Genomic DNA, 15,257 nt, shown 5'->3' with positions numbered 1-15,257 from the left:
TGGATTCCCGCCTTCGCGGGAATGACGAATAAGAGAGATGCGAAGCCGTGAGACTCCTCGGCGCCCTGATCGCCGGTGGGCGATCCCGCCGCTTTGGCAGCGACAAGGCCCAGGCGCTCGTCAATGGGAGACCCTTGCTCGACCATGTGATCGAAGCACTGAAGCCGCAGGTTGGGGAAATGGTGATATGTGGCCGCGAATGGCCGGGGCTATTGAGCTTGCCTGATCGACCAGAGCCGGATCAGGGTCCACTGGGCGGTCTATGCGCCGCGCTTCACCATGCGCACAAGGCTGGATTTGGCGCCGTACTGACGGCCGGTTGCGATACGTTGCCCGTACCCGACAAACTGGCGGGCCTGCTGGACCATCAACCGGGGGTCATCAGGGACCAACCGCTTTTCGGTTTCTGGTTCGCGAGCATGGCACCGATGCTTGACGCATGGCTGGCCGACCAGCCCCGCCGTGATATGCGCGGATGGATCGACCATAGCGGCGCAAACGAGGTGGATTGCGACATCGATTTTTCAAATGTGAACACGCGCGAAGAATATGACCAGCTCGTTGCGCCAAAAGGAAGGACGGCATGACCTATAGCAAGCAGGCGGATTTCGGCACGCCAGCATCGGCCGCGGAGGAACGGGTCAGCCTGACCATCGACGGTCAGAACATCACGGTCCCGGCGGGCAGCACCGTCATGCGTGCCGCCGCCGAAATCGGCACATCGATCCCGAAACTGTGCGCCACCGACAATATGAAGGAATTCGGGTCCTGCCGCCTTTGCCTCGTCGAAATTGACGGCGCACGCGGCACGCCTGCAAGCTGCACCACTCCGGTCGCTGAAGGCATGGTCGTCCACACCCAGACGCCCAGGCTACAAAAGCTCCGCAAGGGCGTGATGGAGCTGTACATTTCCGACCACCCGCTCGATTGCCTGACCTGTTCGGCCAATGGCGATTGCGAGCTGCAGGAACAGGCAGGTGCGGTTGGCCTGCGCGAAGTGCGCTACGGCTATGAAGGCGATAATCATCTGGGCTTGTCCAAGGATGGTTCCAACCCCTATTTCGATTTCGATCCCAGCAAATGCATTGTGTGCTCTCGTTGCGTGCGCGCCTGCGACGAGGTGCAAGGAACCTTCGCACTCACCATCGAAGGGCGCGGTTTCGGATCGAAAGTATCTGCGGGAACGACCCTCGACGATTTCATCTCGTCCGAGTGCGTTTCCTGCGGCGCCTGCGTTCAAGCCTGCCCTACCGCTACATTACAGGAAAAGGCGGTTGTCGAAATCGGCACGCCGGACCGGGCTGTCGTCACCACCTGCGCCTATTGCGGCGTCGGCTGCACGTTCCGGGCGGAGATGCGCGGCGAACAGCTTGTCCGCATGGTGCCGTGGAAAGACGGCAAGGCCAATCACGGCCATAGCTGCGTCAAGGGGCGCTTTGCCTGGGGCTATGCCCAACATCAGGACCGCATCCTCAAGCCCATGATCCGCAAGGCTATCAGCGATCCATGGCGCGAGGTCGAATGGGATGAGGCGCTGACCTACGCAGCCTCTGAACTCAAACGCATTCAGGGCCAATATGGCCCGCGCTCGACCGGCGGTATCACATCCTCCCGCTGCACCAATGAGGAAACCTTTCTGGTGCAGAAGCTGGTCCGCGCCGGCTTTGGCAACAACAATGTCGATACCTGTGCCCGTGTTTGCCATTCGCCCACCGGCTATGGCCTGAAAACCACCTTTGGCACCAGTGCTGGCACGCAGGATTTCGATAGTGTCGAGGATGCCGATGTCATTCTGATCATCGGCGCGAACCCGACCGATGGCCACCCCGTCTTCGCCAGCCAGATGAAACGCCGCCTGCGCCAGGGCGCAAAGCTGATCGTCGTCGATCCGCGCCGTATCGATCTGGTCCGCTCGCCGCATATCGAGGCTGCGCATCATCTGCCGCTGCGCCCCGGTACGAATGTTGCGGTGCTGAGCGCCATGGCGCATGTCATTGTCACCGAAGGACTGGCGGATGAGACATTCATCCGCGAACGCTGCGACTGGGACGAGTATCGGGACTGGGCCGCATTCGTTTCCAACCCCAAGCGGTCACCCGAAGCGACCGAAATGCTCACCAGGGTTCCTGCCGCCGACCTGCGTGAAGCCGCGCGGCTTTATGCCACCGGCGGCAATGGCGCGATCTATTACGGTCTGGGCGTCACCGAACATTCACAAGGTTCGTCCACCGTGATGGCCATTGCCAACCTTGCCATGTGCACCGGCAATATCGGTCGCCGGGGCGTTGGCGTGAATCCTTTGCGCGGTCAGAACAACGTGCAAGGCGCCTGTGATATGGGCAGCTTTCCGCATGAACTATCCGGCTATCGTCACATCAGCGACACCGCCACGCGCAGATTGTTCGAGGATGATTGGGGCGTGGCTCTGGATTCCGAACCCGGCCTGCGCATCCCCAATATGCTTGATGCCGCCGTCGATGGCGTATTCAAGGCGATCTACATTCAGGGCGAGGACATTCTGCAGTCCGATCCCAATACCAAACATGTCGCGGCAGGGCTGGAGGCGATGGAATGCGTCATCGTCCATGACCTGTTCCTCAATGAAACCGCCAATTACGCCCATATCTTCCTGCCCGGATCGACTTTCCTGGAAAAGAACGGCACATTCACCAACGCCGAACGCCGTATCCAGCTTGTCCGCAAGGTCATGGCACCGATGAACGGAATGGAGGATTGGGAAGTCACACAGGCGCTGGCCAATGCGCTGGGGCTGGATTGGCACTATCATCATCCTGCCGAAATCATGGACGAAATCGCACGCCTGACCCCGACATTCGCAGGCGTCAGTTTCGACCGACTCGATAAGGAAGGCTCCTTGCAGTGGCCCGTCAATGCCGCCGCGCCTGATGGCTCTCCCATCATGCACATCGATGGCTTTGTGCGTGGCAAGGGCAAATTCGTCGTGACGGACTATGTTCCCACCGACGAAAAGACCGGACCGCGCTTCCCGTTGCTGCTCACCACCGGCCGCATTCTAAGCCACTATAATGTCGGTGCGCAAACCCGCCGCACCGCCAACACTGCCTGGCATCCGGAGGATCGTCTGGAAATCCATCCCGTCGATGCCGAAGATCGTGGCCTGAAGGATGGCGATTGGGTACGCCTTGCCAGCCGTTCGGGCGAAACCACCCTGCGCGCCCTTATTACCGACCGGGTTGCTCCGGGCGTGGTCTACACAACCTTCCACCATCCTGAAACTCAGGCTAATGTAGTCACTACGGAATATTCGGACTGGGCCACCAACTGCCCTGAATATAAGGTAACGGCGGTGCAAGTTGCCTCGTCCAACGGTCCTACCGACTGGCAAGAGGATTATGAAGAACTTACGGAACGCTCGCGCCGCATAGCGCATGTGGAAGCAGCAGAATGAACAGTCTGGATCACCTCATCTATATGGCGAACCAGATCGCCCGAAATTTCGCGACGTTAAAGGAGGCGCAGGCAATAGCTGCCGTTGCCGGACATATTCGTGACTTCTGGGACCCCCGCATGAAATCCATGATTTTTGCGCATATGGACGCTGGCGGGGCGGGGCTGGAATCTGTCACCCGGGCTGCACTGGATCAGCTTGCAAAGGAAAATGGCCATATCGCCGCCTGACGAAAGCTACATCCGCGATCAGACGATCCGCCTGATCCGGGCCGACGGAGGGCCGACGGAGACGATTTGCCGGGGCATCGCTGTTGAAGACCCGGTGTCATTGGAATTCAACGGGATCGCCTATGCCGTAATGATGGCGACACCTGCTGACCTTGTCGACTATGTCACCGGCTTTGCGCTTTCCGAAAAGCTGATCGAAACCGCTGCCGACTTGGAGGACGTGGATATCCACCATGCGGACAATGGCTGGATCGTTCGCACCCAGTTGGCGCACACACGAACCGAAACCCTGCTTGCCCGTGTCCGCACGCGGGTTTCGGAAAGCAGTTGCGGGCTGTGCGGCATGGAAAATCTGGAAGAAGTGATGCGCCCCCTGCCCAAAGTGGTGGCGCATGAAGCCGTGTCACATAATGCCATTTTCCGGGCGCTGGATGAACTTGCCGAACATCAACCGCTTCACAATGCTACCGGTGCGGTCCATGCCGCCGCCTTCGCTGATACAAAAGGGCATATTCTCCATGCCCGCGAAGATGTCGGCCGCCACAATGCACTCGACAAGCTGATTGGTTGCCTGGCACGTGTCGGCATTCCGGCAGGGAACGGGTTTATCATCACCAGTTCCCGTTGCAGTTATGAAATGGTGGAAAAGGCGCTTCTGGCAGGTGCGACGACACTCGTCACCATCTCTGCCCCCACATCCCTTGCCGTGTCGCGGGCGCAGGATGCAGGGTTGACACTCATTGCCCTCGCCCGCCCGGATACGGCGTGGCTCATGGGCGAATAGGGCTTTACCGCCCCTGACTCCGCCAGCGGTTGACGGTGCGCTCGATTATCTCTGCCTCGCCGCCGGTCTGTTGCCACAGATCGGTGAAGCTGGGATCACCCGATGCCGGACGTTTTTCTTCGGCCAGGTTATCGAGCGCGATGCGGATGGGAATGGCCACGCCCTCGCCGCAGATGATGCATTCACGATTGCGCAGCGCTGGAATACTGTCAAGGAACCCGCGCGCACCTTCGGGCATGGCTGCCTTCACGAATTGCTGGTCGCGGTCATTATTCAGGCGCATGGCAATAATCGTGCCGCATTGCGACAGCACGCCTTCGGCCAGATCGGACGGACGCTGCGTGATCAGGCCCAGCGAAACGCCATATTTACGGCCTTCCTTGGCGATCCGTTCCAGGATCTTGCGAACCGATTGGCCGCCGCCAATCGTGCTGCTCGGAATATAGCGATGCGCCTCTTCGCAGACCAGAAGGATCGGTCGTTGCGGCTCGTTGCGTGACCAGATGGCATAATCGAACACCATGCGCGAAAGCACCGCGACCACGACCGCGGTGATGTCCGATGGCATGGCCGATACGTCAATGATCGAAATCGGTTTGCCATCGCTCGGCAGGCGAAAAATCTTGGCAAGAAAGGCGCTCATCGTGTCGCCGACCAACATGCCGGAAAACATGAAATTATAGCGCGGATCGGCCTTCAGCTCTTCGATCTTGCTCTTGAGCCGCATATAAGGTGTGGAATTGGTGCCCTTGTCGAGCTTGCCCATTTCATTTTGCAGGATGTTGGTGAGGTCGGACAACAGATAGGGAATAGGCGAGTCTACGGTAATCCGCGCCACCCCTTCGGCCAGCCGGTTTTTCAACCGGGCGGCAAGCAGGCATTTGGCGAGAATATCGCAATCCATCGTGCGGTCTGAACCTTCCGACGTGACCAGGACCTCGCAATGTTCCTCAAAATTCATCAACCAATACGGCATGGCCAGATTGTTGATGTCATAGATCGCGCCATTGCCTTTGAACGCCGCGCTATATTCGCCATGCGGGTCGATCATGACGATGTGACCCTGCGGCGCCAGATCGCATATCTTGTGCAGGATCAGCGCGGCGGATGTCGATTTACCCGTGCCCGTAGATCCCAAAAGCGCGAAATGCTTGCCCAGCATCGCGTCGACATACAGGGCCCCGCGTGTATCCTTGGTGGGATAGACCGTACCGATTTCGATATTGGCGCGCTCATCGGCGGCATAGATTTGCCGCATGTCGGAACTGGAAACGGGGAAAATTTCAGTGCCCGGCGTCGGATAGCGAGTCACACCCCGGCGGAATTTATAGATCTTGCCGGTCAGCTTTTCCTCATCGCCCTCACCCAGGAAATCGACATCGGCGACGATCTGTCCATCGATCCGGCGATCAAGGACCAGCGAACGGACATTAGCGACCAGCCAAGTGGACCCAACCCGCATTTTAATCTGGCTGCCGACCTGTCCGGCCATGGCGATGCACGGGTCGGGATCACCGGCAAACTGCGCCAGAACATTGGCCTCGATCAATATCTTGGAACTTGAACCGGCGATCTGGAAGACTATTCCCATAGCCATGCCATTTAACGGCGAACCGATATTGGCAGGCACTATCGAAGCTGGTGCGGGCTCATATTGCCCAAAGCTGCTCATGTCGTTCATAAAGCCCCTCAATATTGCCCGAAGAGCCCAGGGTCTAACAGCCATGGGTAAAGATTGGATTATTACCGGCAAATCGCCGATTCACCGGCAAAAATCATCATTTGCGGCGGAAAGCATATCCTGCGATCCAACCCATGAACAGTGCAAAGCCAATAGCGACAAAACCATAGAGGATGGACCAGTCATCTGCGGCCATGGCAACGAAACGTTCAAAGCCCGATTTGTGAATCTCGATCTCTCGTACTGCGGCGGCGAGCACACGGCCATCCTGGATCAGGAAGGTTTCGGCAGTGTAGGTGCCGACAATGACCCGGGCAGGCAGCGGCAATCGCGCACGGTAGAGAACGCCATCAGTAATTTCCACTGTGCCTGGGGCTTCAACATAAAGCCCTGATCGACGGCGCAGATCGACCAATCCGGCCTGAAAGCGTTCAATCTCGTCTGTCACATTAAGCGAAGAAGGTGACAATTGCAGTTTGCCAACGCCCAGTTCGTATATGGCCGCAGTACGTTCGTCGACGATGTCAGCGATCGCGCGCGACGAGGCCATGGCGTAATATGAAGGCGCGGAACGAAAATGCGCGCTTGTTGCATTGAGCCAGATTCCGGCAACCTTTTGCTTTTCGCGCATGGTGATCGATTGGCTGGGTCCTTTCAACACCACCACAATGTCTGCGGGATGCTTGGGCGGACGGCCATCGGGATATATGATCGCTCCAAAGAGCAGCAGTTCGGCCCCGGTAAAACTATACTGGATTTCGACTGACCGCTGCGACACGTCTGGCACCAACATGGGCTTTGGAGCGGCGCCAAGCAGCAAAAGCAACACTGGCAACAGCATCACCCGCATCACAGCACTTCTACCGTATAAATTTCGTCGGGTTGCCAACCAAGGCCGAGTGCCATGCGGATAGCAACGATCAGCACGATCAAGGCAAGGAAGACGCGCAAATATTCCGGCCGGAACTTCATCGACAAGCGCGCGCCAATCTGTGCGCCGGTGACGCTGCCGACCAACAGTAACAAAGCGAGTACAAGATCGACCGCCTTGGTGGTCACGCTGTGAAACATCGTTGTGGCCATGGTCACGAAAAGGATCTGGAACAGCGAGGTGCCGACCACCACCTGCGTCGCCATGCCGAGCAGGTAGAGCATGGCAGGAACAAGGATGAAGCCACCACCAACCCCAAGCAGCATCGTTACTATGCCCGTCAACATGCCGAGGATAAAGGGCGCTATCGGCGAGATGTACAGGCCTGAGCGGTAAAAGCGCCACCGCATCGGCAGCGCCGCGACCAATGGATGATGCCGCCGCTTGCGTGCCCGCGGTCGTTCGCCCCGCCGCATCGCCAGGATAGCCTGGATCGATTCTCTGGCCATCAACAGACCAATGCCGCCCAGCATGACCACATAAAGAAGCCCAATGGCCGTATCGATCTGACCAATGCTTTGCAGCAGGCGAAATAGACCCGCTCCAATCAATGCGCCTATAACGCCGCCCGCTACCAGCACCAGTCCCATGCGGATGTCGACTGCACCGCGGTGCAGATGGGCGAACACGCCCGACACACTGGCGCCAGTAACCTGCGATGCAGCGGAAGCAGCCGCAACCGTGGGCGGTATGCCATAGAAGATCAGAAGCGGTGTCGTCAGGAATCCGCCGCCCACGCCAAACATGCCCGAAAGCAGGCCGACAAGGCCGCCAAGGCCAATAATGACAAAGGCGTTGACCGACAAATTGGCGATGGGAAGATAAAGGTTCATTATCCGTTCTGGCCTAGTCGCAAACCATGCCGATATAAAGACGTTCCTTTACCGCGAAAGATCAAAAATCGGCGGCCAGAACCAATGCTGGTCCAGAACCGGGACGTGCACTGCCCGCGATCCGTTCGCGCCATTCCAGCGCGACCCGAGCGTAGCTGCCGCCGAGAGGAACCCGCGCCGACAGTTGCGGCCCGATATCCAGGCGCGACAGAGAAGGCTGCGCCCCGCCGGACAGTGCAAAACCCGCCATGATCGCATTCGTCCCGCCTGTCCCCGGCAGAACATGCCCCAATGCTATCCGGCCGTCGGCAAACAGATCTGTCCGCGATAATCCCACCATCCCCGCCTGTGCATAACCTTCCACTTGAAACCCGGCTACTAGCGGCGTTGGGCCGATGCCACCTGCGGCATAAGCGGCAAATGCGTCGCGCCCGCCCTGACCCAGGGCGATGCGCCGCTCAACAGCAAAGGCAAGCGGCAACGTGCGTGCTGGGCGCCATGTCATACCCAGTGCAGCCTCCTCGCTCTCCGGCGATTGCAGGGCGCTGGTCACCCGAGCGTGAACTGCAAGGCTGTGGTTATCCAAAGGTGTCAGATCATAGGCAATCCGCGCGCCAGCCTGACTAGCCCCCAATTGGCCTGCATTGGCCAAGCTTGCTCCGCCGTTTTCCGGCCGATAGAGAAGCCAGGTGGACAGCGACCAGCGATCCACAATGCTTCCCCGCTTGGGATCGCCGCTCGAACCCAATGGCTGCAAAGTACCACTATCGAGTGGATGATTGAAAATGCCGCTCTGCACAGCCTTCGCCTCGACATCCGCAAATGTGTTGAGGGTGGGAGAAGATGGCATCTGACTGTCCTGTGTCCGGCTATCATGCCATGGAAGTGGCCGTGACTTTTCTCGCAATCCGGCAAAGGATGCAGCTTCGGTTTTCCTGGCGCGCGGGACTGTATCGCTGATTGAACCGGCCATGCTGGCAGGCCACCCCTCATGCCGGGTCGCAGGGGCTTGCTCCATGCGTTGTTGGTCGGCACGTGTGGTGGCTCTTTCTTCCACAAGCAGTGCCGCGGCCCGTCCCACAAACCATAACCCTACAACAAGACCAAGAAACCTGAACGGCTTGCTGGCAATCATGTCTCGCACGCCAATTCAGCCGGAAAATGATGGGCGGTCTTGTCCCAGACTGGCGCCCGACCGCTGTTAATTCGCAGATAATGGAATGCCGCCTGCCGCGCAGCCAGGATTGCGATGATATTGGCCAGAAAAGCCCGCGGCACGGACCTTGCACCCTCTCGCCAACCATAATAGCGCGTGACAAAGACGCACCGGATCACAAGCCGCCACAACAGCAAAACTGCATTGATGATCAGCAAAATCTCCAGCAACGGCCGCAATGGAGCGCCTTGGATTCCGAGCGCCAGATGCACGATGTCGATCGCTCCATAAAGAAGGATGGAAACATAGGCGCAACACAGGATGACCGCCGCCAATGGCGCGCGGCGATCGCGCAAGCGCATCCAACGTTCGGCCAGACTTCCATGCCAGCCGAGCCGGTCCCAGCCTGCCAACGCAATGCCGGTCATCCAGCGCGCCTTTTGTCGAACGGCGGCGTTTAGGGTGTCGGGGAAATATTCGCGAGTGCAGACAAGACCGCCAGCCTCATCCGCCATGTGGATGAAAACGCCGCGTCCGCCAAGCGCACCAATGCGCAGGCCAAGTTCATAATCTTCGGTCAGACATGCAGGATCAAATGGCAGGCCCTCCTGCTGATCGGCAATGCTGGCGATTGCGGCACGGGCAAAAGCGCATCCAACGCCGGCGGAGGGCATTGCAGCCCCGATCGCTTCGCGTACGACAAGATATTTGCCGTGCGCTTCGGCAAATTCATCACAATAATGGCCCGACACCCAGCGGGACTGCGGATTGACCAGTGGCAGCACCGGGAGCTGCACCAGATCGAACCGTTCTATCATAGTATCGAACAGGCGGATTTCGCCCGGATGCACGACATCCTCTGCATCGTGCAAGACAATTGCCTTGAAGGGCTTGCCCTGAACGGCCTCCAATCTCTGCATCGCCATCCAGATGGCATTCAAACAATCACCCTTGGTCGTGGGACCGGCATTCGCCCCTATCACCAGGGAAATGCGTTCATCCTGTTTCGCCGCCGCCGCGACAGCCATGATCGTCGCGCGATCATTGGGATAGCATCCGACGAAAATACGAAAGTCGGCTTTGCCCCAGCTTTTCAAACAATGCCGCAGCATGTGGCCAATGACATTTGCTTCGTCCCATGCAGGAACGAAAACGGCGACAGGGCCGGGATTGGGCGATATCGGAAGGGTCGCCATCGTCATCACTTCATGACGCATATAAATAAAGGCCCGCTTCCATAAGGTACGAGCCAACCAAAAAATATCCACAAGAAGGTCATCAAGCGAACCGATGAGAAATCCAACGGCGGCAAAAAGCATCAATTCATTCTGAACATTTTCAAATATCGTTATGATTCGATCCTGGATAACAATAAATATTTCCTAACAGCATCGAATGCGCAAATATTGACGGACCTATTTCCAAACCGAAACGAAAGTTCAAGCAAAATTTCGGAATGACAATTCACATGTCTTTGATATTGGCTTTAAAACCGTTACGGTCCCGACAGTCAGCGAAACCTCGGCTTGCAGGAGAATATCGACACAATGAAAAGAACTGGTGCCAATTCAGCATTGAGGGATTTCCTTACCAGCGAAGCGGCAGGTGGCGTTTTACTGATGGTGGCGGCGGCGCTCGCGATGATCGTCGCAAACACCAGTCCGGATTTCTATCACCTCTATCATGACCTGCTGCATGACGAGGTCGGGCCTGTCCTGTCCGACAAACTAGGACCAATGACGGCGCACTTGTGGATCAATGATGGGCTGATGGCGATTTTCTTCCTGCTCGTCGGTCTGGAAATCAAACGCGAATTTGTCGATGGACGGCTATCGACCTGGGAACGCCGCCGTTTGCCGGTTATCGCTGCGGCGGCTGGTATGCTGGTTCCCGCTTGCATTTTCCTGTTCGTCGCGCGTGGCCATTCCGGTCTGGAAAATGGCTGGGCCATTCCGGCCGCGACCGATATTGCATTTGCCATCGGCGTCCTCGCGCTCTTGGGCAGCAGAGCGCCAACCTCCTTAAAACTATTCCTGACGACGGTCGCCATTGTCGACGACATGGGCGCAGTCGCCATCATTGCCATCGCTTATACCGGCGGGATCAAAAGCATAGCGCTTCTGGCCGCAGTCCTGATCCTTGGCCTGATGTATTTTCTCAACAAGACCGGGGTGAAGCCCCTTTCTGTCTATTTGTTGTGCTTTGCCGCCCTCTGGTACGCGGTGCTGTTATCGGGCGTGCACGCGACCGTTGCGGGCGTACTCGCGGCCATGATGATCCCGATCCGCCAGACCCCCGGCACACCCGATGCCATCGACAGCCCACTCCATATTCTGGAACATAAGCTGCATCCCTGGAGCGCCTATCTGATCGTCCCGCTATTTGGTTTCGCCAATGCCGGAGTCCGGTTGGAGGGCATGGGCATGGAACAGATACTGGCGCCCCTGCCGCTGGGCATTGCCGCCGGCCTGTTCCTTGGCAAACAACTGGGTATTTTCGGCAGCATCTGGCTGTGCGTCAAATTTGGATTGGCAAGCAAGTTACGAGGCGCGACCTGGTTGCAAATCTATGGCGTGTCATTGCTCTGCGGCATCGGATTCACCATGAGCTTGTTCATCGGCGCGCTAGCTTTTCCTCATGACCTTGCACTGGTGGAAGAGGCGAAAATCGGCGTGCTGGCAGGATCGATTCTCTCTGCACTGGTGGGCTTTGCTGTGCTGCGGTTTGCCCCGCTGCATCCCCGGCACCACCAGATTGAACGAGAAGAGGATGCCGAAATCATCCTGGACGGGGATATTTCGTCCATGGAGGAACAGCCCGCATAGCCAAGCGGGATGTGGTGATCGTCAGGCTGGGATCACCACGCCTGACGATTACCGCGTCGGAACTGGCGTGTCCCCCGAATAATCATAAAAACCCCGGCCAGTCTTGCGTCCGTACCATCCCGCCTCGACATATTTTACCAGTAGCGGTGCAGGACGATATTTGGGGTCGCCCGTAGTGGTAAACAGCACCTTGCAGATTTCAAGGCAGGTATCGAGGCCAACGAAATCCGCCAATGTCAGTGGACCCATCGGGTGGTTGAGACCCAGTTGCACCGCCGCATCGATGTCGGCCACATTGGCGACGTTTTCGCCCAGTGCAAAACAGGCTTCATTGAGCATGGGCAGCAGGATGCGGTTGACGATGAAACCTGGCGCATCATTGGCATGCACCACCTTCTTGCCCAGTGTCTGCGCATATTTCTCTACTGCCGTGATGGTTTCATCGGCAGTCGCAAGCCCCCGGATCAATTCAATCAAGCCCATGACCGGCACGGGATTAAAAAAATGCACGCCCGCGAAACGAGCGGGATCAGGCGCGGCCTGTGCCAGACGAGTGATTGGAATCGAACTGGTATTTGATGCCAGAATTGCCTGAGGCGCAAGCACCTTGCCCACCTGCTCAAAAATCGAACGCTTGATCTCCTCGCGTTCCGTCGCCGCTTCGATAACCAAACTCGCCGCCGACATCGACCCATAATCAGCGGCCGGTTCAATCCGATCCAGCGTCTCTTCAGCGACCTTTGCTTCGATTTTACCTTTTTCAACCAGACGGGAAAGCTGTTTAGCAATGCCTGCCTTGCCCTTTTCCGCCTGTGGAAGGCCGATGTCGGAAAGGATGACCCGATAGCCCGCCTGCGCCGACACCTGAGCAATTCCTGCACCCATCTGTCCTGCCCCGATGACGCCTATCGTCTGCATGACCATTCCTCCCATTCGATTGCGGTGATGAGCGCCCATAACGCAATCATCGTGCATATGCGACGGCTAAACTTTCCCATTTCCGCTGTCATGACCCATGGCCGCGGCACACGAGCATGAATCAACCTGGCGGATATTGTGATCAGCGCCTAAACAGCAAGTTTTTCAGGCTGCGCTTCGGCCAGGAACAGCGAAAACATGTCGCCCGCGTCGGTCCATTCATTGACGGGATTCCATCCGCCAGCCCTCAGCAACAACCGTGCATCGCGCAGGCCATATTTGTAGCTATTCTCCGTGTGAATGGTTTCACCTGCCCGCATGGAGTAACGGTTGCTGTCAATGGCGAAGGTAACGTCGCGTACCGCCTCCAGATGCATCTCGATCCGCGCACGATCGTCATTCCACACTGCCAGATGGCGAAAGGCGTCCAGCGGGATCGTCCCATCCAGCTCCCGATTGATCCGTGCGAGCAGATTGAGGTTGAACTGCGCGGTCACACCCGCCGTATCATCATAGGCTGGGACAAGAACCGACGCATCCTTGATCCGGTCAATGCCGATCAAGAGCATCGCCCCCTCGCCCAATGACCAGTGCAGCGATCGCAACAGGTCAACAGCGGCAGGTGCATCGAAGTTCCCAATGGTTGATCCGGGAAAGAAGCCCAGCCTTGGAATATTCGCGAGTTCCTTTGGCAATTGTACCGGGCACAGAAAGTCCGCTTCTACCGGGCGCACGGGGAGACCGGGGAAATCCCGCGCCAGTACCGCGCTGCTTTCTCTCAAGAAATCGCCGCTAATATCGATGGGAACATAAGCCGCAGGATCAATCTGGCGTAACAGATGTGGCGTCTTTGCTGCCGAACCCGCGCCGAATTCAACGACCGCGCGTCCTTTGCCAATGATCTGGCCAACCTGCGCGCAATGGGTTTCAAGCAATTGTGTTTCGATACGCGTTGGATAATATTCGGGTAGTCTTGTTATATCCTCGAACAATTCGGAACCCCGCTGATCGTAAAACCAGCGGGCCGGTGTTGTCTTGGGCATCGCGGTAAACCCGGCCAATATGTCATCGCGGAAGGCCGGATCGACAACAATGTCCGACGATTCCGTCTTTTTTGCCAGACTATATTGCGCCATCAGAGATCCTTCGCGAGCCGCAGACCGGTAAACTGCCAGCGTTGATGCGGGTAAAAGAAATTACGGTAGGATGCGCGCATGTGCCCGCGCGGTGTCGCGCAGCTTCCACCCTTCAGCACGAACTGACCCGACATGAACTTGCCGTTATATTCGCCGACCGCGCCTTCCGCTGCGTGAAAGCGGGGATAGGGCCGGTACGCACTGCCGGTCCATTCCCATACATCGCCGAACATCTGCGCCAATCCGTGTTGCTGTTCACAGGCGCGCGGACGTGGAGCGGCGGCCTCATCCAATTGGTGACCGCCAGCAGGGTCTATTCCCTGCGCCGCAGCCTCCCATTCTTCTTCGGTAGGCAGGCGAACCCCCGCCCAACTGGCATAGGCATCCGCCTCATACAGGCTGATATGAGTGACGGGTGCCGCGGGATTGACCATGTGCCGACCGTCATGGCCGAAACAGGTCCAGTCGCGCCCGGCCTCGCTCTCCCAATAGAGCGGCGCGGAAATAGCATTGGCTTGTACCCAGGCCCAACCGTCCGACAACCAGAGGCGCGGGTCGGCATATCCTCCATCGGAGATAAATTCTATCCATTCACCATTGGTCACCGGACGGTTGGCCAGCGCATGGGGGGCAAGCAACCCATCATGGCGTGGCCCCTCACAATCAAAAGCGAAGTCCGGCCCTTCATGGCCAATGGCTGCAACTCCGGTCCTTCCCTCTATCCAGACGATCGGACCCGGCATTGGCGCGGGCATGGAGGAAGGCGCGCGCCACATGGCGGGTTGCAGCGGGTTTTGCGCAAACAAGTGCAATATGTCGGTCAGCAGCAATTCCTGATGTTGCTGCTCATGATGCAGGCCGAGCGTGACCAGTGCACGAACATCGGGCGCCAGATCAGGTGATGCCGCCATAAGCGCTGCATCGACATGCGCACGATAGGCCAGCACTTCATCAAGCGAGGGCCGGGTCAACATACCTCGACGGGGGCGGGCATGACGCTCTCCTTCCGCCTCATAATAGCTGTTGAAGAGAAAGGGATAATCCTCGTCGAACAGGCTGTAATCAGGCACATGATCGCGCAGGATAAAGGTTTCGAAAAACCAGCTGACATGCGCCAGATGCCATTTGGCGGGCGATGCGTCGTCCATCGATTGCACAGTGGCGTCGGCGTCGGACAGCGGTTGCACAAGTGATTCCGACAAAGCCCTGATGCGCGTATACTGATCCGTCCATTCCTCGACCAGTCGTTCTGATGTGATATGCTTTCCCATACCCTCTCCCGGCTGTTTGTATCGGGTCAACGCAGCTTCATTCGTTCCGATCCTAGTATAGT

At 57.7% G+C, this 15,257-nt stretch carries 13 protein-coding genes; 5 read left to right on the top strand and 8 right to left on the bottom strand.

The features are described from left to right. Positions 1-47: 47 nt before the first annotated feature. From mobA to fdhD, 4 genes are read left to right on the top strand one after another with little or no spacing between them, the layout of a single operon-like run. Complete coding sequence (gene mobA / locus L3X40_RS05220; protein ID WP_237364700.1) at positions 48-587, top strand: molybdenum cofactor guanylyltransferase; 540 nt, start codon at positions 48-50, stop codon at positions 585-587. Next, on the top strand, positions 584-3,430 hold the full coding sequence (gene fdhF, locus L3X40_RS05215) for a formate dehydrogenase subunit alpha (RefSeq protein WP_237364699.1): 2,847 nt from the start codon (positions 584-586) through the stop codon (positions 3,428-3,430). The genes mobA and fdhF overlap by 4 nt, the downstream gene beginning before the upstream one ends. Next, the gene (locus tag L3X40_RS05210) at positions 3,427-3,660 is read left to right on the top strand and encodes a formate dehydrogenase subunit delta (RefSeq protein ID WP_237364698.1); all 234 of its coding nucleotides are present in this window, start codon (positions 3,427-3,429) and stop codon (positions 3,658-3,660) included. The genes fdhF and L3X40_RS05210 overlap by 4 nt, the downstream gene beginning before the upstream one ends. Continuing rightward, positions 3,641-4,444, top strand: coding sequence for a formate dehydrogenase accessory sulfurtransferase FdhD (gene fdhD, locus L3X40_RS05205; protein WP_237364697.1), 804 nt, complete (start codon positions 3,641-3,643; stop codon positions 4,442-4,444). Before L3X40_RS05210 ends, fdhD begins: the two co-directional genes overlap by 20 nt. Positions 4,445-4,448: 4 nt before the next feature. Here fdhD and L3X40_RS05200 read toward each other — a convergent pair whose 3' ends face one another. From L3X40_RS05200 to L3X40_RS05180, 5 genes are all read right to left on the bottom strand, one after another. Then, positions 4,449-6,035: an ATP-binding protein gene (locus tag L3X40_RS05200; protein WP_237364727.1), complete on the bottom strand. Its 1,587-nt coding sequence runs from the start codon at positions 6,033-6,035 to the stop codon at positions 4,449-4,451. Positions 6,036-6,222: 187 nt separating this feature from the next. Continuing rightward, positions 6,223-6,975, bottom strand: coding sequence for a TIGR02186 family protein (locus L3X40_RS05195; protein WP_237364696.1), 753 nt, complete (start codon positions 6,973-6,975; stop codon positions 6,223-6,225). Beyond that, positions 6,975-7,889 (bottom strand): sulfite exporter TauE/SafE family protein, encoded by a 915-nt coding sequence (locus L3X40_RS05190; RefSeq protein ID WP_237364695.1) that lies wholly within the window; start codon positions 7,887-7,889, stop codon positions 6,975-6,977. Before L3X40_RS05190 ends, L3X40_RS05195 begins: the two co-directional genes overlap by 1 nt. Positions 7,890-7,950: 61 nt before the next feature. Continuing rightward, on the bottom strand, positions 7,951-8,739 hold the full coding sequence (locus L3X40_RS05185) for a bacteriophage N4 adsorption protein A (RefSeq protein WP_237364694.1): 789 nt from the start codon (positions 8,737-8,739) through the stop codon (positions 7,951-7,953). Between the two features lie 281 nt (positions 8,740-9,020). Next, the gene (locus tag L3X40_RS05180; protein WP_445177156.1) at positions 9,021-10,412 is read right to left on the bottom strand and encodes a glycosyl transferase family protein; all 1,392 of its coding nucleotides are present in this window, start codon (positions 10,410-10,412) and stop codon (positions 9,021-9,023) included. A gap of 180 nt (positions 10,413-10,592) precedes the next feature. Between L3X40_RS05180 and nhaA the strand changes: the two genes are divergently transcribed. Continuing rightward, positions 10,593-11,870 (top strand): Na+/H+ antiporter NhaA, encoded by a 1,278-nt coding sequence (nhaA, locus tag L3X40_RS05175; RefSeq protein WP_237364692.1) that lies wholly within the window; start codon positions 10,593-10,595, stop codon positions 11,868-11,870. Between the two features lie 48 nt (positions 11,871-11,918). On the opposite strand, the gene L3X40_RS05170 is transcribed toward nhaA, so the two are convergent. The 3 genes from L3X40_RS05170 to egtB all read right to left on the bottom strand — a co-directional run bounded on the left by L3X40_RS05170 (position 11,919) and on the right by egtB (position 15,195). Next, complete coding sequence (locus L3X40_RS05170) at positions 11,919-12,788, bottom strand: 3-hydroxyacyl-CoA dehydrogenase NAD-binding domain-containing protein (RefSeq protein ID WP_237364691.1); 870 nt, start codon at positions 12,786-12,788, stop codon at positions 11,919-11,921. Between the two features lie 149 nt (positions 12,789-12,937). Beyond that, on the bottom strand, positions 12,938-13,924 hold the full coding sequence (egtD, locus tag L3X40_RS05165) for an L-histidine N(alpha)-methyltransferase (protein WP_237364690.1): 987 nt from the start codon (positions 13,922-13,924) through the stop codon (positions 12,938-12,940). Beyond that, positions 13,924-15,195, bottom strand: coding sequence for an ergothioneine biosynthesis protein EgtB (gene egtB, locus L3X40_RS05160; protein ID WP_237364689.1), 1,272 nt, complete (start codon positions 15,193-15,195; stop codon positions 13,924-13,926). The genes egtD and egtB overlap by 1 nt, the downstream gene beginning before the upstream one ends. Positions 15,196-15,257: the final 62 nt, after the last annotated feature.

The sequence above is a fragment of the Rhizorhapis sp. SPR117 genome, from assembly GCF_021742065.1.
Note: the sequence above shows the minus strand (reverse complement) of the source record. Positions and strands in the feature narration are given on the sequence as shown.